At 61.1% G+C, this 18,355-nt stretch carries 18 protein-coding genes; 9 read left to right on the forward strand and 9 right to left on the reverse strand.

Features of this window, described 5'->3' with window-relative positions:
• Nucleotides 1-50 precede the first annotated feature (50 nt).
• Entirely contained in the window at nt 51-776 is a 726-nt protein-coding gene (locus CHEJ32_RS0104665; protein WP_028032819.1) for an AzlC family ABC transporter permease, read from the forward strand.
• Nucleotides 773-1,078 carry an AzlD family protein gene (locus tag CHEJ32_RS0104670; protein WP_028032820.1) on the forward strand — a complete coding sequence of 102 codons (306 nt, stop codon included), beginning with the start codon at nt 773-775 and terminating at the stop codon, nt 1,076-1,078. Before CHEJ32_RS0104665 ends, CHEJ32_RS0104670 begins: the two co-directional genes overlap by 4 nt.
• On the opposite strand, the gene CHEJ32_RS0104675 is transcribed toward CHEJ32_RS0104670, so the two are convergent.
• On the reverse strand, nt 1,075-2,901 hold the full coding sequence (locus tag CHEJ32_RS0104675) for an aminopeptidase P family protein (protein ID WP_028032821.1): 1,827 nt from the start codon (nt 2,899-2,901) through the stop codon (nt 1,075-1,077). The genes CHEJ32_RS0104670 and CHEJ32_RS0104675 overlap by 4 nt on opposite strands.
• Before the next feature lie 218 nt (nt 2,902-3,119).
• Here CHEJ32_RS0104675 and CHEJ32_RS0104680 point away from each other — a divergent pair, with 218 nt between their 5' ends.
• On the forward strand, nt 3,120-3,302 hold the full coding sequence (locus tag CHEJ32_RS0104680; protein ID WP_028032822.1) for a hypothetical protein: 183 nt from the start codon (nt 3,120-3,122) through the stop codon (nt 3,300-3,302).
• A 58-nt stretch (nt 3,303-3,360) separates the two neighbouring features.
• Here the strand turns inward: CHEJ32_RS0104680 and CHEJ32_RS0104685 are convergent, their stop codons facing one another.
• Entirely contained in the window at nt 3,361-4,233 is an 873-nt protein-coding gene (locus CHEJ32_RS0104685) for a 50S ribosomal protein L11 methyltransferase (protein ID WP_028032823.1), read from the reverse strand.
• A 22-nt stretch (nt 4,234-4,255) separates the two neighbouring features.
• Nucleotides 4,256-4,834, reverse strand: coding sequence for an SCO family protein (locus CHEJ32_RS0104690; RefSeq protein ID WP_028032824.1), 579 nt, complete (start codon nt 4,832-4,834; stop codon nt 4,256-4,258).
• Between the two features lie 281 nt (nt 4,835-5,115).
• On the opposite strand from CHEJ32_RS0104690, the gene CHEJ32_RS0104700 reads away from it, so the two are divergent.
• The 3 genes from CHEJ32_RS0104700 (at nt 5,116) to CHEJ32_RS0104710 (ending at nt 6,910) form a co-directional block, all read left to right on the forward strand.
• On the forward strand, nt 5,116-5,739 hold the full coding sequence (locus CHEJ32_RS0104700; RefSeq protein WP_034657844.1) for a DapH/DapD/GlmU-related protein: 624 nt from the start codon (nt 5,116-5,118) through the stop codon (nt 5,737-5,739).
• Between the two features lie 75 nt (nt 5,740-5,814).
• The gene (locus tag CHEJ32_RS0104705) at nt 5,815-6,267 is read left to right on the forward strand and encodes a hypothetical protein (RefSeq protein WP_028032826.1); all 453 of its coding nucleotides are present in this window, start codon (nt 5,815-5,817) and stop codon (nt 6,265-6,267) included.
• A 169-nt stretch (nt 6,268-6,436) separates the two neighbouring features.
• Entirely contained in the window at nt 6,437-6,910 is a 474-nt protein-coding gene (locus CHEJ32_RS0104710; protein WP_028032827.1) for a hypothetical protein, read from the forward strand.
• Nucleotides 6,911-6,957: 47 nt separating this feature from the next.
• On the opposite strand, the gene CHEJ32_RS0104715 is transcribed toward CHEJ32_RS0104710, so the two are convergent.
• Entirely contained in the window at nt 6,958-9,513 is a 2,556-nt protein-coding gene (locus CHEJ32_RS0104715; protein WP_028032828.1) for an ATP-dependent helicase, read from the reverse strand.
• A gap of 196 nt (nt 9,514-9,709) precedes the next feature.
• On the opposite strand from CHEJ32_RS0104715, the gene CHEJ32_RS0104720 reads away from it, so the two are divergent.
• The gene (locus CHEJ32_RS0104720) at nt 9,710-10,585 is read left to right on the forward strand and encodes a dienelactone hydrolase family protein (RefSeq protein WP_028032829.1); all 876 of its coding nucleotides are present in this window, start codon (nt 9,710-9,712) and stop codon (nt 10,583-10,585) included.
• 14 nt (nt 10,586-10,599) lie between these two features.
• Here CHEJ32_RS0104720 and CHEJ32_RS26570 read toward each other — a convergent pair whose 3' ends face one another.
• The gene (locus CHEJ32_RS26570; protein WP_245260988.1) at nt 10,600-10,791 is read right to left on the reverse strand and encodes a hypothetical protein; all 192 of its coding nucleotides are present in this window, start codon (nt 10,789-10,791) and stop codon (nt 10,600-10,602) included.
• Between the two features lie 225 nt (nt 10,792-11,016).
• On the opposite strand from CHEJ32_RS26570, the gene CHEJ32_RS0104730 reads away from it, so the two are divergent.
• Nucleotides 11,017-12,426: an FAD-binding oxidoreductase gene (locus CHEJ32_RS0104730; protein WP_028032831.1), complete on the forward strand. Its 1,410-nt coding sequence runs from the start codon at nt 11,017-11,019 to the stop codon at nt 12,424-12,426.
• A gap of 79 nt (nt 12,427-12,505) precedes the next feature.
• Nucleotides 12,506-16,390 carry an AsmA family protein gene (locus CHEJ32_RS23910; protein WP_051469448.1) on the forward strand — a complete coding sequence of 1,295 codons (3,885 nt, stop codon included), beginning with the start codon at nt 12,506-12,508 and terminating at the stop codon, nt 16,388-16,390.
• A 5-nt stretch (nt 16,391-16,395) separates the two neighbouring features.
• On the opposite strand, the gene CHEJ32_RS0104740 is transcribed toward CHEJ32_RS23910, so the two are convergent.
• The 4 genes from CHEJ32_RS0104740 to CHEJ32_RS0104755 form a co-directional block, all read right to left on the reverse strand.
• Nucleotides 16,396-16,632, reverse strand: a complete 237-nt coding sequence (locus CHEJ32_RS0104740; protein WP_028032832.1) for a ribbon-helix-helix domain-containing protein — start codon at nt 16,630-16,632, stop codon at nt 16,396-16,398.
• Complete coding sequence (locus CHEJ32_RS0104745) at nt 16,629-16,823, reverse strand: DUF4169 family protein (RefSeq protein ID WP_028032833.1); 195 nt, start codon at nt 16,821-16,823, stop codon at nt 16,629-16,631. Before CHEJ32_RS0104745 ends, CHEJ32_RS0104740 begins: the two co-directional genes overlap by 4 nt.
• 3 nt (nt 16,824-16,826) lie before the next feature.
• On the reverse strand, nt 16,827-17,363 hold the full coding sequence (locus CHEJ32_RS0104750; protein WP_028032834.1) for an SspB family protein: 537 nt from the start codon (nt 17,361-17,363) through the stop codon (nt 16,827-16,829).
• A gap of 121 nt (nt 17,364-17,484) precedes the next feature.
• Nucleotides 17,485-18,165, reverse strand: coding sequence for a TetR/AcrR family transcriptional regulator (locus tag CHEJ32_RS0104755; protein ID WP_084032675.1), 681 nt, complete (start codon nt 18,163-18,165; stop codon nt 17,485-17,487).
• Nucleotides 18,166-18,355: the final 190 nt, after the last annotated feature.

The raw sequence follows: 18,355 nt of genomic DNA on the forward strand, positions 1-18,355 counted from the left end.
TGATGTGACGGGTCAATCTGGCTGACCTATTTTCTGCGCGGGAGGTCCCCATGAGCGCAGAGAGTCTTGCCGAGCCGCGACCGTCGAGCGAATTCCTCACCGGGGTAAGGGAGAGTGTCCCAATCGTCCTGGCGGTCGTGCCGTTCGGGCTGCTCTTTGGCGCGCTCGCGGTGGAGCACGGGCTTTCCCTTTTCCAGGCCGTATTGATGAGCGCCACGATTTATGCCGGCGCCAGCCAGATGGTCGGCATAGAATTGTTCAACGCTAACGTGGCGCCCTGGGTGGTCGTCTTATCGATCGTCTCGGTAAATTTTCGCCATGTTCTATATTCCGCGACCATTGGACGATATCTCGGCCACTGGACACCACTGCAGCGCGGCCTTGGCTTCTTTTTCCTCGTCGACCCTCAATTTGCGGAAACCGAGCGCCGGGCTGAGACCCACAGGCCGCTCACGTTCGCCTGGTATATGGGCGTTGCCCTGCCGGTTTATGCTTGCTGGGTGATCGAGACTTGGCTAGGGGCAGTCTTTGGGCGCTTTATCCCGGATGCCCGCGAATTCGGTCTCGATTTCATCCTGCCCATCTATTTTCTTGCGATGGTCATGAGCTTTCGCAAGCGTCCTCTGTGGCTGGCGGTCGTCGGGGTCAGCGCCATTGCTTCAATTGTCTCCTACCGGACAATTGGCTCCCCATGGCACGTTCCGATCGGCGCACTTGCCGGCGTGATGCTCGGAGCTGCCGTTGTCCCGGCCGCCACGGAGGAGGATCGGCATTGAGTGCCACAACCATCTTCTGGATCATCATCGCGGGCGCGATCTTTACTTATCTCACGCGGGCGGGGGGCCATTTCGTGCTGTCCCGCTTCGATCGGGTTCACCCGCGTGTCGAGGCGGGCCTCAACGCAGTGCCTGCGGCGGTGCTGACGACGCTCGTCGCGCCGGCCGCCATGGAAGGCGGCCCGGCGGAGATCGCGGCTCTTGTCGCCGGCGCAATCGTCTCGCTTCTGGGCGGCGGCGTCATGTCGATCTTCTTCTCTGGCGCCGCCGTGCTGATCGCCTTGCGGCACCTTCTCGGCTAGAGCGGCGCTGTCGCCTGCTCCAGCCAGGCGGCTGTCTGGCCGTCGAGCAATGGGCCGATCTCCTCGAGCACCCGCCGGTGGTAGGCGTTCAGCCAATCCCGTTCCTCCGGCGAAAGGAGATCAGGCTCGATCAGCCGGCGATCGATTGGAACCAGCGTCAAGGTTTCAAAGCTGTGCATCTCGATCTCTCCGCCAGGGATGGGCTCTGGCGGCGAGACGACGATCAGGTTTTCGATGCGGATGCCGTAATGCCCCTGTCGGTAGTAGCCCGGCTCGTTGGAGAGGATCATGCCGGGCAGCAGTTTCTCCTTGCCGGTCTTGGCGATCCGCTGCGGCCCTTCATGCACGCCGAGATAGGACCCGACGCCGTGGCCCGTCCCGTGCCCGTAGTCGAGGCCGGCTTTCCAAAGATTCACGCGGGCGAATGCGTCGATATCCATGCCGCGGGTACCGGGAGGGAAACGAAGCATGGAGATAGCGATCATCCCCTTAAGCACCAGGGTGAAGCGATTGCGCATCTCTTCGCTTGGCGAGCCGAGCGCAACCGTCCGTGTCACGTCGGTCGTCCCATCCTCGTACTGGGCACCCGAATCGACCAGAAGAAGCTCTCCGGAGGAAAGCCGGCGGTTGGTTTTCTCGGTGACGCGGTAGTGCACGATCGCGCCATTCGGCCCGGAGCCGGAGATCGTGTCGAAGGAGATGTCGCGGAGCGGCATTTGCGCTTCCTCTCCCGCGAGACGACGAAACTCCTCCAAGTGTTTCACGACAGTGATTTCATCCAGGGCTTCGGGCTTTTGCGCGTCGACCCAGGCGAGAAAACGGGCGAGGGCCGCGCCGTCCCGCAGATGCGCGGTGCGCGCGCCCTTCAGTTCCGTCTCATTCTTCACGGCGCGGGGAAGAGTGGCCGGGTCGGTGAGTTCGATAACCGAGCCACCGCTTTCCTCGATGAGCATGCGAAGGCGCTCTGCAGCAAGTCCGAAATCGAGCCCCACCTTTGCATCGTTCGCTGAAAGCGCGGACAGAGCAGGCTCAAGCTCGTCCAGTGGGTGGAGGTCGGCGAGGCGGGCGAGATAGATCTTGGCCTCTCCCATGAGCTTTCTTGCATCAAGAAACAGCTTCGGCCTGCCTTTTGCCGAGAGAATGGCGAAGCCAAGCGTGAGCGGGGTGTGCGCAACGTCGCTCCCGCGGATATTGAAGGTCCAGGCGAGCGATGCCGCATTGGTCAAGACCGTATGGTCAACCGCCTCGTCCGCCAGTTTGCCCGCGAGGCGTTTGAGCTTTCCTTCCGCCGCTTCGCCGGCAAATTTCAGCGGGTGGATGCGAACGGGCTCTGCCGGTGGGGCGGGACGGTCTTCCCATGCGGCATCGACCAGGTTGCGATCGAGCGCCACCATTTCGACGCCGATCTTTTCCACGGCCTTTCTCAGGCTGCGGACTTCTTCAACCGTATGCAGCCAAGGGTCGAAGCCCACGCGCGCCCCCCGCGAAGCACTCGCTTTCAGCCATTCGCGCGGCGGGTTGTCGATCAAGCTGTCGATTTCGAACAAGGCCGGGTCTGTCTGTTCACGCGCCTGAAGGGTGTAACGGCCGTCCACAAAGAGGATGGCTCGATCCCGCAGGACAATGGCTGCGCCTGCAGAGCCGGTAAAGCCGGTCAGCCATGCCAGTCGCTCGGCGCTCGGCGGCAGATACTCGCTTTGATACTCGTCGCTGTGGGGAACAAGAAGCGCATCAAGGCCGGCCTCTGCCATCAGGGCGCGCAGGCGATGCAATCTCGCTCCCGCTTGATCAGGTTCGGATTTGCTTTCAAAAGATTGGAACATGTCTGATCCTGTCGTCGAATGTTCGGGACCCTAAACGGCCTTTGTGACACAGGCAACCAGCCGGACATGAACACTACACCCGGCATTTGTGCGACGCAGCATTCTCTTCGCATATGCAAAAACCGAATGGCAGTCATGCGCAGGGCGCGCTGGCTGGAGATGCCGCGGCCGCTTACCTATGGGATGTGGAGGCGACTGCAGGCCCATAGGAGATTTAGATGGCACAGGTTGGTCGGCGCGGTTATTTTCGCAGCGCCCTCGATGCATTCATTGCGGCCCGGGAGCGGCAGGCCGCCCGCTACGTCAATCATGCATTGTTGAAGCTCGATGACGAGACCCTGAAGGCGCACGGCTACGACCGCGAGACGCTGCGGCGCAATGCCATGCCCTTTAGTTACTAGGCCGCAAAGCGGCGAGGTCTCCTGAGACAAAGGCGGCTATCTGGCCGCCTTTTTTTGTTCACCGCTTCATATGGATGGTCACCCATTCCTCTCGATGAAGCGTTGTGATGTGCCGGAAACCCTGGCCGACATAGCCCGCGATCACCTGACGCCGCTGGCGGTCCAGAATGCCGGACAGGATCAGCGAACCGCCTGGTGAGAGATGGTGCGCCATCGCCGGGGCCAACCGGATCAGCGGCCGGGCTAGAATATTGGCGACAATGAGATCGAACGGCCTCCGGTGTGCGAAGATGGGATGATGAAAGCCGGGCGCGGTAACCGCCTCGACCCATTCTCCCGCTCTGTTCAGCCTGATGTTCTCCCGCGCAACGCGCACCGCGACCGGGTCGATATCGGTGGCAAGAACGGGAATCCGGGCCAATCGCGCAATCGCAATCGCGAGCACCGCGCTTCCGGTGCCGAGGTCGAGCGCATTTCGCGGGCGCTCTCGCGGGATGATGCGGCTGATCATTTCGAGACAGCCCGAAGTGGTGCCGTGGTGGCCGGTGCCGAAGGCGAGGCTTGCTTCGATCTCGATGGGGATCTCGCCTGGCCGTTGCTCCCCTCGTTCATGTGAGCCATGAACGAAGAAACGGCCGGACCGCACGGCCCGCAGGCCGGCAAGCGAATAAGAAACCCAGTCGATCTCCGGCAGTTCTTCCACCGCGATCTTCGGTGCATCGGCCATGAAGGACATGACCGCGCGCATACGCGACATCGCCTTGTCCGGGTGTTCCGGGGCATAGACGGAGATTTCGTGTATGTCCTGCGCTTCATCGATCTCGATCAAGGCGAGGGGAAGCCCATCCTCTTCGAATTCGGTTTCGAGGCGGGAGTAGGCTTCTCTGGCGAGCGCACCGCTCGAGCGAAAAAAGAGGCGTGTCTGAGGCATTGGAAAACGGTTCGAGGGCGGATCAGCCCTCGTTTATCAGCCGACGCAGCTTGGCGATAGCGGTCTCCGAATTCTCTTCATACGAAATCGTGCCGAAGAAATCGCCCTTGCGGTTGAGGAGCATCACCGAAGCCGTGTGGTCCATCGTATAGCCGCCATCCTCCAGTTCGACCTTGCGAAAGTAGATGCGGAACGCCTTGGCCATGGCCGCAACCTTTTCAGGATCGCCTGTTATGCCCGTGACGCGATCCGAAAAATTGCTCAGATAGGTCTTCATCACCTCGGGCGTGTCTCGCTCCGGATCGACCGTGACAAAAAAGGCCTGAAGGTCCTTCCCTTCTTCACCGAGCTGATCGAGCCAGCCCTGCATTTCGAAAAGGGTGGTCGGGCAAACATCCGGGCAATGGGTGAAACCGAAGAAGAGGGCGGTGGGGCGGCCCTGGAACGCCGCTTCCGTGATCGGCTGACCATTATGATCGGTGAGTTCGAAGGGCGCGCCGAAGGCAACCGTCTGGTTCTGGCCGCGATACCATTCGAAGGACAGAAGACCGGCGGCAACAGCCATCATCGCGAGAATGCCGACCAGAATATAGCGCATCATGGGATCACCCGAGAAAAGAGAATTCTAGAAGCACCAGGCCATGCCAGCTTCTGCAAGGGAGAGGAAAAGTGCCGCCCCATTCTCTACCCACATGGCAACTCCAAGCCCGCCAAGGCCGGCCAAAAGCATGCTCGCCGCGGCAAACTTGAAAAAAACCGGGTAATTTCCGGGTGCTGGCTTCATGAGACGAACATAGTCCCTGGAAGCACCGTAGCAAAGACGCAAACTGTCGCAAATCTGCGGAGGCTTGCCTGCGGCCGCAAGCCTTCCTAGAGAGGGACATGGACGATCTGCGTTTCACCGATCCCAAGCCTCGCATTCATCCGACAGCGGAGCTGAAATCCTGCCGGCTCGGCCAATATACCGCGATTGCCGAGCGCGTTATCCTGCGCGAGGTCAAGGTGGGTGACTTCACCTATTTCGAGCGGCATGCGGAGGGCATCTACGCCACCATCGGCAAGTTTTGCTCGATCGCGGCGAACACCCGCATCAATGCCCTGGAGCACCCGGTGGAGCGCATCACAACCCATAAACTGAGCTATCGTCCGAATGAATATTTCCGCTATCGCGGCATCGACGCAGCCTTTCTCGAGCGCCGCCGCGCAAAGCACGTTACGATCGGTAACGACGTCTGGATTGGACATGGAGCCGTAGTCCTGCCGGGTGTTCGTGTGGGCGACGGCGCGGTAATCGGCGCCAATGCAGTGGTGACCCGCGATGTGGAGCCGTACACGATTGTGGCCGGTGCGCCAGCGCGGGTCATTCGCCGGCGGTTCGAGGCGGAGGTGGCGGAAATGCTTCAGTCGCTTACATGGTGGGATTGGCCCCTTGACCGCCTGTTCGAAGCGGTCCCGGACATGCAGACGCTTTCAGTTGGGGAATTCCTGCGCAAATGGGGCGGATAACGCCCTATTTCGGGATCGGAACACTTGCTCGCGCCAGAAGTTGGGCCCGGTGTAACCCGGAGCAAGGATGCAGCCATGACGCGCTTTCTTGCAGCTTCAGTTTTTGCGCTGGCAATCGCGGTGACCCCGCTATCATCGTCCGCTCAGGATTCTGCAAGGTCGAACGCGGACACTCTTTCGCAGCACGATCCAGTCGAGCAGAACACGACCGCGGGCGTGGGCGCAGCTGCCGATTTCGGTACGGTAATCTCCGCAATCCAGAACAGCGGCGAGATCGCTCGCCAGATCAGGACGCTCGGTGACGTCTCGAATCTGAGGATCGTCCGCGTAAGCGATATCGCGAATGCGGCAAGCGCACCGGCGCTCGAAAACGCGATCAGGCAAAATCTACGACAGGTGGAGGAATTGCGCTCCGCTATGAAAGAGAACACTATCCTGTTCGAACACCTGCAACAGGAAGGTATCCAAGCCGACGATGCGGTGGCTGCAACGGAAACGGGTGGTCAGCTCGTCGTCTATATCCGCTAAGCTGCTGTAAGTGCATCGGATCCAACTGTATGGATTGCGGCCGGGTGTTTAAGGTTCATGCGTCGTTAGGCAAACATATCTTCACATTGTATTGACTTTTATGCGGTTTGTATTGCCATATACAAAATGCTTTACCGTGCCGCGGCGCGGTTGCAGATGGGGCGACTACATGCAAAAGAATTTCCAGGAACTGAAGAGGCAGCTCGCCGAGCTTTCGGAGACGATCAACAAGTTCGAGTCCGAGGCGGTGCAGCTTCGGATTGTGGAGCTCCTGTTCGACCAAACCCGTGACACGAAGCTTGCGCTCGAGGAGGGGGCCGCGGCTTATGAGCCGGGCCCGAGCCGGAGCAGGCGCAGCGAGGGCGCGGAGAAGCCGCGCCCGGCGACGTCCAGGGCAGCCAAGCAACGCGGCGCAGACAGCCTTCCCAGCGCCAGCGGCGCAGTCGCTGCCCTCGCGAAGCTGGTCGATAGCGATTACTTTTCCAAGAAGCGCACGATCGGCGATATCGTCAAGCAGTGCCAGGAAGAATATGGCGTCCAGTATAAGTCGAACGCCTTTTCCGGCCCGCTATCGCGCCTTGCCAAGAAGGGTGCGCTGAAGCGCGAGAAGAGCAGCGAAGGCAACTACGTTTACTTCAAATAGCGTAGAAGGAACGCTGCAACGAAAGGCCTGCTTCAGGCCTTTCGTCGTCAATTCGGGAGACGCTCCACGAATCCGTCCAGGACGCGTTTCTGTCCCGCTTTGTCGAAGTCGACGGTGAGCTTGTTGCCGTCCACGGCCGCGACATTGCCATTGCCGAATTTCAGGTGAAATACCCGGTCGCCCACTTTGAACGCCGAGGGACTGTCGGACACGGATTTCGCGACAAGCTCACCCTCGATCGTGCGGCCTTTGACCGAGCCGCGGCCCATGCCATAGCCCGAGTCCGGTTCTCCATAACCGATCCGTTCAACCTGATGGCCTGAGCGCGTGCCCCAATTTCTCGCGGTCGCCTCAGTGCGGTTCTTCTGCGCGCGCTGCCAGCCGGGTGTGGCATAGCTGCTGGAAAACACTTCTCCCATATTGTCAAAACGGGAGGAGCCATAGGGATTGGGACGGCCCGGCTGCCGGTCGGCAATCGGTCGTCCATAGCCTCCGTAACCGCCTCCGTCATCAACCACCTCTACATGCGCTTCCGGCAGTTCGTCCAGAAAGCGTGAGGGAATGGTGGATTGCCACAGGCCGTGGATACGGCGATTGGAGGTGAACCAGATATGCAGGTTCTTCTTTGCCCGGGTAACGCCGACATAAGCAAGGCGGCGCTCTTCTTCGAGCCCCGCTCGCCCACCTTCGTCGAGTGAACGCTGGTGGGGAAAAAGCCCTTCTTCCCACCCCGGCAGGAAGACCGTGTCGAATTCCAGCCCCTTGGCCGAGTGAAGCGTCATCAGGCTGACGGCATCCATCCCCTCGTCGCGCTCGGCGTCCATCACCAACGCCACATGCTCGAGGAAAGCGCGCAAGCTCTCATATTCCTCCATGGAGCGGATCAGCTCCTTGAGGTTTTCAAGCCGCCCGGGCGCTTCGGGGGAGCGGTCGTTCTTCCACATGTCGGTATAGCCCGACTCCTCCAGGATAAGCTCGGCAAGCTCGGTATGTTTGGTGCGGTCGAGAAGGCCTTGCCAGCGCTCAAAACTCTCCACCAGCGTGCGGAGCGCCGCGCGTGGCTTCGGTTTCATCTCCTCGGTGCCGACCAAGTCGCGAGCTGCCTGGAGGAGGGGCGCGCCCCGCAGGCGCGCCACGTCATGGATCTGTCGTACGGCGGATTCGCCGAGGCCGCGCTTGGGCACATTTACGATACGCTCGAAGGCGAGATCGTCGGCCCCTTGGGCCACAACACGGAAATAGGCGAGGGCGTCGCGGACTTCCTGCCGCTCATAAAAGCGGGGGCCTCCGATGACCCTGTAATTCAGGCCGAGCGTGACGAAGCGATCCTCGAATTCGCGCATCTGAAAGGAGGCGCGGACCAGGATGGCCATGTCATTCAAAGCATGGCCCTTGACCTGAAGCGCCTCGATCTCCCCGCCGACGGCCCGTGCCTCCTCCTCGGAATCCCAGGCGGCATGTACCTTCACCTTGGGAGCGTCGGGATCCGCGTGCTCGGTGAAGAGGGTCTTGCCCAGCCGGCCTTCATTATGGGCGATGAGATGGGAGGCAGCACCCAATATGTGAGCGGTCGAGCGGTAATTGCGTTCGAGCCGGATAACGGTCGCCCCGGGAAAATCCTTCTCGAAGCGGAGAATGTTGTCCACCTCCGCCCCGCGCCAGCCATAGATGGACTGATCGTCGTCACCCACGCAGCAGATATTGACGGTCGTCCGCCCGATCTCTTCCCTTGCGGAGGGCTGGGAACTGCCATCTCTCGGATTGGGGTCGCGTTTCTGGGCCAACAGCCGCAACCACATATATTGGGCGGTGTTCGTGTCCTGATACTCGTCAACGAGGATATACTTGAACTTGGCGTGGTATTCGCGCAGCACGTCCGGGTGCTCCCGGAAGATGCGGATGGGATGCAGCAGCAGGTCGCCGAAATCGCTCGCATTGAGTGTCTTCAGCCGCGCTTGATAGGCGCTGTAGAGTGCGCGGCCCTTGCCATTGCCAAAGGCGCGGGCGTCGCCTTCGGGTATGTCGGCAGGGCCTAGACCCTTGTTCTTCCAGCCATCGATCATCATGGCGAGCTGCCGGGCCGGCCAGCGTTTGTCGTCCAGCCCCTCTGCCTGGATGAGCTGCTTGAGAAGCCGCACCTGATCGTCGGTATCGAGAATGGTGAAGGAGGAGGTGAGGCCGACGAGCTCGGCATGGCGGCGCAGCAACTTCACGCCGATGGAATGGAAGGTGCCGAGCCACGGCATACCCTCGACCGCCTGGCCGACAAGAACGCCGACGCGCGTCTTCATCTCGCGCGCCGCCTTGTTGGTGAAGGTGACTGCGAGGATCTGGGATGGATAGGCGCGCCCGGTGGCGAGAATGTGCGCGATGCGCGTTGTGAGCACCCTTGTCTTGCCGGTGCCCGCTCCCGCAAGCACGAGGACAGGACCCTCCGTCGTCTCTACGGCGAGGCGCTGTTCCGGGTTCAAGCCTTCGAGATAGCGCGGCGCCTGGGAGTGGCGTGCGGCCATGGCGCGAGCGGCGATGCCACCTTCGCGCGGGGCAGGACGGGGTGGTTCATCATCGCCGAAAAAGGGCAGATCGTCTGGGAAGCCTGACATTACCTTCGCATATGGTGATTCGTGGGCCGAGCCCCAAGTGTTTTCTTTTTGTACCGGTTCGCGGTGCGTGGGCCAAGGCCGGCGGCGAGAATTAGCGCGTCTGAGCGCTCACAGGGGCTTGATTGGACCAGATCCGGTGCTTTCGCGCATTCTCTTGCCTGGGAAAGAGACGAAGTCAACATCGGGAGGAGAAGCGATGTCCAGGCCCCGGATCACACAGGCGATGATCAACGCCTATGACGAATATACACATCTGACCCTCGACCGCCGAGGCTTCATGGAAAAGCTTACGAAGCTGGCGGGGTCGAGCGCAGCCGCCGCGGCCATCGCACCTTTATTGGCCGCCAATGCGGCCCGGGCGGCGATCGTGCCGGAGGACGATAGCAGGCTTCATGCGGAGGACATCACTTATCCCGGAGCGGACGGCGAGATGAAGGGATATCTCGCGCGGCCCGCCGACGCGCAGGAGACTCTGGGCGCGGTCATCGTCATTCATGAAAACCGCGGCCTCAACCCGCATATCCGCGATGTGGCGCGGCGAATGGCGCTTGAAGGTTTTGTGGCTCTCGCGCCGGACTTCCTGTCGCCGCTCGGCGGTACTCCGGAAAACGAGGACGAGGCGCGGCAGCGGATAGGCCAGCTCGATCGTCAGCAGACGGTGGCCAACGGCGTTGCCACGGTCACCTTCCTGGAAGGGTATGAGGGTACGAACGGCAAGGTGGGCGCCATCGGCTTCTGCTGGGGCGGCGGCACGGTCAATCAATTGGCCGTCAGCGCGGAAACGCTGGACGCTGCGGTAGCATATTACGGTTCGCAGCCCGACCCGGAGCAGGTGGAAGACATCAGAGCACCGCTGCTGTTGCATTATGCCGGGTTGGACGAGCGTATCAATGCGGGTATCGACGCGTTCCGCAACGCCTTGGATGCGGCCGGAAAAGAGTACACGATCCACATCTACGAAGGCGTGAACCACGCGTTCAACAACGACACCTCCGAAGCCCGCTACGATAAAGAAGCCGCGGACCTTGCCTGGAGGCGCACCGTGGATTTCTTTAAGGAAAAACTCGGCTAGGCGAGGCAGCCCGCTTAGATGCGCTCCCGCTCCTGCCGCGCGCGCCTCAGTATGGCGCGCGCGAAGATAAGGTCGATCGGGATCGGGTCTCCTGAAACCCTGATGCGGTGGAGTTCGTCCTCAAGCGACTGCAGGGCACGCCAAAAGTCATAGTCGCTGATGCTGGCGTCGCGTGCCAGCCGGTCCGACATTTGATGGATATCCACTCTCAACAAGAGCCCTCCTGAGCAGGACCGATAGCAGGCCGGCGAATCGTCCCCTGAAGACGGCCCAATTGTGCGGGCGCGCGCCCCTGCTTCAAGGAAGGGGGAGGTGGTAAGCTGTGCAAAGAACCTTATGGTAAAAGATGGGTTAACGAGCCTTTCCGGATGGTACTGGACAAGCCGGTCGTTTGCTGAACATTGAAGAAAAGCCTCTAGCCGGAGGAAGACATGAACACAGCCATACCGCCCCGCGATGACGCCCGAATTGCCGCTGCGCTGGAACGGCTCAGCCTGCGCTTCGGGCCGAGGCTGCAGGCCGGAAAAGCGGTGCGCGAGCAGCATGGCCACACGACCACCTACATTCCCAACCAGGCGCCGGATGGCGTGTTTTATCCGGAAAGCCTTGAGGAGGTGCAGGAGGCGGTGCGGCTCTGCGCCGAGTTTCGCGTGCCGATCATTCCCTTCGGAACGGGCTCATCGCTGGAAGGGCACGTGAACGCTCCGGCAGGCGGCATCTCCTTCGACATGTCGCGCATGAAACGGGTTCTGGCAGTCAATCAGGAGGATCTCGACTGCACGGTAGAAGCGGGGCTGACGCGGGAGGAGCTGAATCAGTATCTGCGCGATACCGGACTTTTCTTTCCGATCGATCCGGGCGCCAATGCGAGCCTTGGAGGGATGGCGGCCACGCGCGCGTCGGGAACCAACGCCGTGCGCTATGGCACGATGCGCGAGAACGTTCTGTCCTTGACGGCGGTTTTGGCCGACGGGCGGGCGATCAAGACGGCGCGGAGGGCGCGCAAATCCTCGGCGGGGTACGACCTCACCCGGCTTCTGGTGGGATCGGAAGGCACGCTCGGCGTCATCACCTCGTTGACAGTGAAGCTTTACGGCATACCCCCTGCGATCTCCGGCGGCCTTTGCCCGTTCCCGAGCGTGGAGGCCGCTTGCAACGCTGTGATCATGACAATTCAGATGGGAATACTCGTCGCACGGATCGAATTGGTCAATACCCTCGGCATGCGTGCCATCAATGCCTATTCCAAACGCGATTATCCAGAGGGCCCGTGCCTCTTCGTGGAATTTCACGGCACGGAGGCCGGCGTTCGGGAGCAGGCGGAGATGTTCGGCGAAATCGCAGGCGAATTTTCCGGCGGACCTTTCGTCTGGGCGACCGCCGCCGAGGAGCGGCAGAAGCTCTGGAAGGCCCGCCATGACTTTTACTGGGCAGGCTTCGTGCTCAGACCCGGATGCAAGGCACTTTCGACGGATGTATGTGTGCCGATCTCGCGGCTGGCGCAATGCATTGTCGAAACCGAGGCGGATATTGCCGAAAGCGGACTGATCGCCCCGATCGTAGGCCATGTGGGGGACGGCAATTTTCACGTCTCCGTCCTGATGGATATAGATGACCCGACAGAGATCAAGCGCGCGGAAGCGTTCGTCGCCCGGCTGAACGCACGCGCGCTGGCGATGGATGGAACCTGCACCGGTGAGCATGGCATCGGCCAGGGCAAAATGCGCTATCTGGAACAGGAGCACGGGGAGGGGGTTGATGTCATGCGAACCATAAAGCAGGCGCTCGATCCGCTGGGCATCCTCAACCCTGGAAAAATCCTGGCCTTGAGTGGCACATAACATGTAAGTCGGGTGATGAGATGGGTGCTGCACTCTTTGCTGAAAACGAGGCGGGAAAAGGGAGGTAGGGCTGGCGCGGGTGTTCGTCATTGTCGGTGGACTGCTGGTGCTGGTGCTGACGGCAGCACTGGTCGCACCCTATTTCATCGATTGGACATCCTATCGAGCGGCTTTTGAGCGGGAAGCCGGCCGCATCCTCGGGCGCGAGGTGCAGGTGCAGGGCTCCGCAAGGGCGCGCCTTCTTCCGTTTCCTTCCGTCACCTTCACCGATGTGGTGGTGGCCGGCTCGAAACCCGGCGATGAGGCGATGACGGTCGATGAGTTTTCGATGGACGCGGAACTCGCGCCTTTCCTGAGGGGAGAGCTGCTGATATTCGATATGCGCCTTGTTCGGCCGAGCGCAAGCATCGAGATCGCTCCTTCCGGCCAGATCGATTGGGCTGTGCGGCCTTCTTCTCCGTTTGATCCACGGCAGATCACCCTTGAAAAGGTCACGATTTCTGATGGCAGCATCACCATTCATCAGCAGGTGAGCGGACGCACCGTTACGCTTACCGATATCGACACCGAAATCTCCGCAAAGAGCCTGGCCGGTCCCTGGCGTCTGGCGGGGGCTCTGCAGATGGACGGGTTGCCGATTTCGCTTACCGCTTCGACCGGAATCGCCTCGAGTGGGGCTATGCGCGTGCGCATCGCCGCACAGCCGCAAAGCTATCCAGTTCAGATCGAAACGGATGGCGAAGCGCGGTTCGAAGGGGAGCAGGGGATCTATTCCGGCACCTTTCGCTTCGCGACGATTGAAAACCCGAACGAGGGCAGGGCACAGCAAGCGACGGAGAAGAACAAGAGCATCAACCGCGTGACAGGTCGCTTCTCGCTCGACCATCTGCGTCTTGCGATCGACGAATTCCGGTTCCAGACCGGCACGGAGGAAGCGCCTTATACGGCCGACGGGAAAGCAGTGGTCGAACTCGGCGCCGATCCCTCCTTTTCCATCACGGCCGAAGGCGCGCAAATCCGGCTCGACGGCCCCGATGCGGAGGCGGGCGTCATCCGCGGTCTTTCGGCAGACGAACGCTTTGCCGCCTTGACGGCTTTTATCACAAACCTGCCGAAACCTGCGATCCCCGGGACCGTCGCTCTGAACTTGCCGGCAATCGTCGCAGGCGACACCACAATCAGGGACATTCACATCCGGGCACAACCCGTTGAAGAGGGATGGAATATCGGTTCCATGGCAGCAACGCTGCCGGGCCGTACCCGCTTCGAAGGCGACGGACTGCTGGCAACCGGCGAGGCGCCCTCGTTTACCGGAAAGATAATCTTGGCGGTCGGCCAGCCTTCTGGGTTCGCTGCCTGGGTGGCCCGCGATGTGGACGAGGTGATCCGCCGGCTCCCCGCCGCCGGTTTCAGCGCGGATGTGGTGTTGGCAAAGGAGCGGCAGCGGTTTGAAAATCTCGAGCTTATTCTCGGCGATGCACGGTTTCGTGGCGCTATAGACCGTGAGAGCCCGGAAGGGACGCGCCCGTCGCTGATGCTCAAGCTGGATGGAGACCGGCTGGATTTCGAGGGGATGAAGGCATTCACATCCCTGTTCATCAGTGACGCGGGCCAGAACAGGCTCAATGATCACAATGTGGATCTGGAGATCGCCGCCGGCCCCGTTTCAGCGCTCGGATTGACTGCCGGACACCTCGATACGGCGCTGCGTCTGCGTGAGGGAACGCTTGAGATCGACCGTTTCACGCTGACGGGACTTGCGGAAGCGAGCATCAGCGCAACGGGCACCCTCAGCAATCTCGGTTCCGATCCGAGGGGAAAGCTCGATGCCGCGGTGATCGCGGTTGACCTCGCGCCTCTCGTGGCACTCCTTCGCGAGCGGTTTCCGAACGATCCGCTGGTTTCGGCGCTCGACAGGAATGCATCGGCCTATCCCGGGTTGTTGTCCGATAGCCGGCTCGACATCATCGCAAGCACCGAAGACGGTCTTTCCGCCAGCGTCCGCGGAACCTTGGGAGGAACCGCCCTGGATTTCTCTGTCCTCGGCAATGGCTCCCCCGCCGACCTGGCCAATGCCGAACTCACGGCTAATTTCAGCGCCCGCAACGAGGCGGCTTCCGCCATTTATGCGCTTCTCGGCCTTCCCGCATTGCCGCTCGGCCTCACGGGGGCCGCACAGGTCGAGCTTGCCAGCAATGGCACCCTGACGCAGGGAATGCAGACGAGGTTCAGCTTCTCGGGTACCGGGGTCGAAGCGAATTTCGACGGGCAGATCGCACGCGCGGACGGAAAGTTCGCGCTCAAGGGCGCTGCCCGGCTTGAGAGCGCGGACTTGGAGCCCTGGCTGGCCGAGGCGGGAATCTCGCTCCCCGGCTTTGGTTACGGCCTTCCGGTGACCTTATCCGCCGAACTTGATGCCGGCGATGGTCTGGTCGTCGTCAATGGCCTGCAAGGAAACGTGGCCGATAAAGCGGTAAATGGCGATCTCAATGCCGAACTTCGAGACGGCGTGCCTCATCTGACCGGCTCCCTTGCTATCGCGGGACTGGATCTCGGCCTCGCGGCGGAGATGGTTGCGGGTGGGTCGGCCTTCCAATCCGGCAGCGGAATCTGGCCGCAACAGCCATTCACTGAAAGCGGCAGCGCGCCGTTCACTGCCGATGTGGAGGTCACAGCCGACCAGCTTTGGCTCGGGAAGTCGATCACCGCAGAGGGCGCGCAACTGCGGCTGAAAATCGATCCACGAGGCTTTGCCGTGTCCGATTTCACCAGCCATTTGTTCGGTGGCACGGCGAAGGGATTGGCAGAATTCAGGAACGATGCGGGAACCGGTTTGCTCTCCGCACAGCTTTCGTTGAACGGGGCTCCCATCGAGACAATCCTGCCTGATAGCGGGCTTTCGGGGCATTCCGATATCAGCGCAAGCGTCACGGCAAGCGGCAAATCGGTCGAGGCGCTCGTGGCCGCTCTGTCCGGCTCCGGGTCGGCCTCTCTCGAGAACCTGACCATCGCCGGTATTGATCCAACAGCGATCGCCCCGCTCCTTGCGGAAGCGGACAAGATCGGCGTCGAGATCAACGGCGAAAAGGTCGGAGCTTTCGCGCCCGAACTGATCAGAAGAGAAAGCTTCCCGGCGGGTGACATAGATCTGGCTTTCACCGTCGCGAATGGCGTCGTGCGCATGCCGCCGGTTCAGCTTGAAAACCGAAATACACGCATGAGCGTCGAAGCTTCCGCCGATCTGCGCAACCGAACGGTTTCCACCAATGGAAGCGTCACATACGATCCCGGCCTGGAGGCGGTGGCAGGCTCCGAGCCGGTGGTGCGCTTCGCCTACCAAGGGGCTATCGGAGAGGGCCAGCTTCTTCTCAATACCGATCCTCTGGCACAATTTCTGACCCAGCGGGCGCTTGAACGCGAGCAGGCGCGTGTCGAGCACATGCAATCGATCCTCCTGGAGCGGCAGCGTCTACGGCGCGAGGCGGCTCATTTTCGCACCTTGCAGGCAGAACGCGAGGCAAAGGAAGCCGAACGGGTGCGGCTGGAGGCAGAAGCCGAACGGGTGCGGCTGGAGGCAGAAGCCGAACGGCAGCGGCAAGCCGAGGAAGAGCGCCGCCGGCATGAAGCGGAGGCGAGGGCCAGGCAGGAAGAGGCTCGCAGGCAGGCGGAGGAGGAAGTCCGCCGCAGGCGTGAGGAAGAAGGAGCCGGCATCTTGTCGGAGCCTCCTGCGCCTTCCCAACTGGAGCCTGGCCGAACGGCGCCAGTGGAACCTCCCGTGGAACCCATGCAGATGAACCCGGACTCGCCGGTCGAGCGGCAGCCATTGCCGCCGCCAGTACAGGGAAATGAGCATCGATCGAGCACCACGCAGGGAAATGCGGAGCTGCCTTCTCTGGGACCGCAGCCGGTGCTAGAGGCTGACGGGCTCAGCGTCGAACGCCTGCTCGAATTGTTGGAGCAGTGATGCGATCAGCCGCGTCCGTCCGCGGCAGCCTGGCGCTTGAGGTCCTCGAGAACGTAAAGGCGGAGCGCGGAGGACAGGTTCGTGGCGCGGGTTTCCGACCGGTCGATCTCCGCGATCAGCGAAGCAATGGTCTTTCCGCGGGCGGCCGCGATCCGCTCAAGCTCTGCATAGAATGCGTCTTCAAGCGAAAAGCTCGTGCGATGGCCGTGGATCGTAACCGAGCGCTTCTTCGGCGCACTCATTGCTCTTCGTTGTCGGAAGAGGAGCGCCGATGTGCGTCAAGCTTCGCACTCTCGCGCGCCTCGGAGAGGCGGTCCGCCTCGCGTTGGGCGCGTGTCCGGCCAAAGCGTACACGATTTTCAGACGCCAGCTGCTCTTTCTCGGCCCGAAGCTTTCGTTTGCGCTGGAGGCGGAGATTGACGATATCGCCCATGGATTATTTCTTGCGAAATGCGTCGAGCGAGACGACTTCTGCACCCTTGCCCTCGACCTTTTCCTGCACCGGCTCTTCCTTGCCGTCGGACTTGCGCTCCGCTGCCGGCTTGCGCTTGGTTGCCTGCCTTGCTTCTTCCTTGAGCGGAGTCGGCTCCTCGGGTTCGGCGTGCGGCTGTGGCTCCGTCCTTACTTCGAATTCGACCTCGAAGCTTGCCGAAGGGTCGTAGAAACCCCTTACGGCGGCGAAGGGGATTTCCAGTTTCTCAGGCACATCGGAGAAGGATAGAACGACCTCGAAGCCCTTTTCACTCACCTTGAGGTCCCAGTACTGGTACTGGATGACGATCGTCATCTCTTCCGGATAGCGCTCCTTCAGGCGGCTCGATATGCGCACGCCCGGTGCATTGGTGACGAACCGGATGAAAAAATGATGATTGCCGGGCAGCCCGGCTTGCGCCACCTCCTGAAGCACCTTGCGCACGACGCCGCGCAAAGCCTCCTGAACGAGAATATCGTAGCGAATGCGGTCCTCGGGCATGGGTAGCAAAAATTCCTGAATCGAAGGCGGTCTTTCCCGCTAGCTCTAAAGAAGCTTGGCGCGATCGTAAATCAGATAAAGCGAGGAGAGGGCAAAAAGGGGGCAGCAACCCCAGAGTTTATTAGGCTTCTTGTGTGGCTGCCGCCGCCAGGGGGCTTCCGGCCGGCCTGCCGAAAGCACGAAGGAAGGTGCGGACGGCGCGACGGACCGCAACCAAAACTTCTTCGTCCGAAAGCGATTTGCCGAATGTCGAAGGCAGATTCAGTTCTGCGTCGTTGAGCGCCATGAACTGACGCGCAGCCACATCCGGATCGTCTATGTCTAGATAGCCCGAATGCGCGAGCCTAGCGAGACGGGCGGCAAGCGCGGATTCGATCTTGCCGGGACCTTCCTTGCGCCACATCTCGAACAGTTCGGGATAGCGTTCGCCTTCGGCCACGAGCATCTTGCGGACGAGCTTGCCTTCCTGTCCCCAAATGCAGTTCTTGTTGAACCGTAGCGCGAAGGCGACCAGATCGGCTTCAAGATCGTCCGGCTGGTTGGGGAAAGTATCGAGGATGGCGAAGGCGCGGACATTCATCCGCTCGATGATGTCGCGCAGAACAGTTGCGAACAGCTTGTCCTTGTCGCCGTGATGATTGTAGATCGTTTGGCGGGACACGCCGGCTTCTGCTGCGATAAGATCGATGTTGGCTCCGGCAAAACCCTCACGACAAAACACAACCGCCGCCGCATCGATGACCGACCGGCGTTTTTCTGCATGTCCCCGTCTCAGGATCTCAGAGCACTTCTTTTCCATCATGCCCGATATATAGAACTGATTGAGGATTTAGACAAGGTTGTCCAAAATGGCGATGCCCCAGCCCGCGGTAGATGTGGGGTCGTTGTTCGCCCGCTGGCATCGAACATCCAACCCATCAGGTTCGTCGTGTGAAAAGATTTAAAGGAAGTTCCCGTCTGGCGGGGAATTCTATTGCCGTTCCGTGATGGTT

The organism is Chelativorans sp. J32 (assembly GCF_000518985.1).
In the GTDB taxonomy this organism is placed as follows: domain Bacteria; phylum Pseudomonadota; class Alphaproteobacteria; order Rhizobiales; family Rhizobiaceae; genus Chelativorans.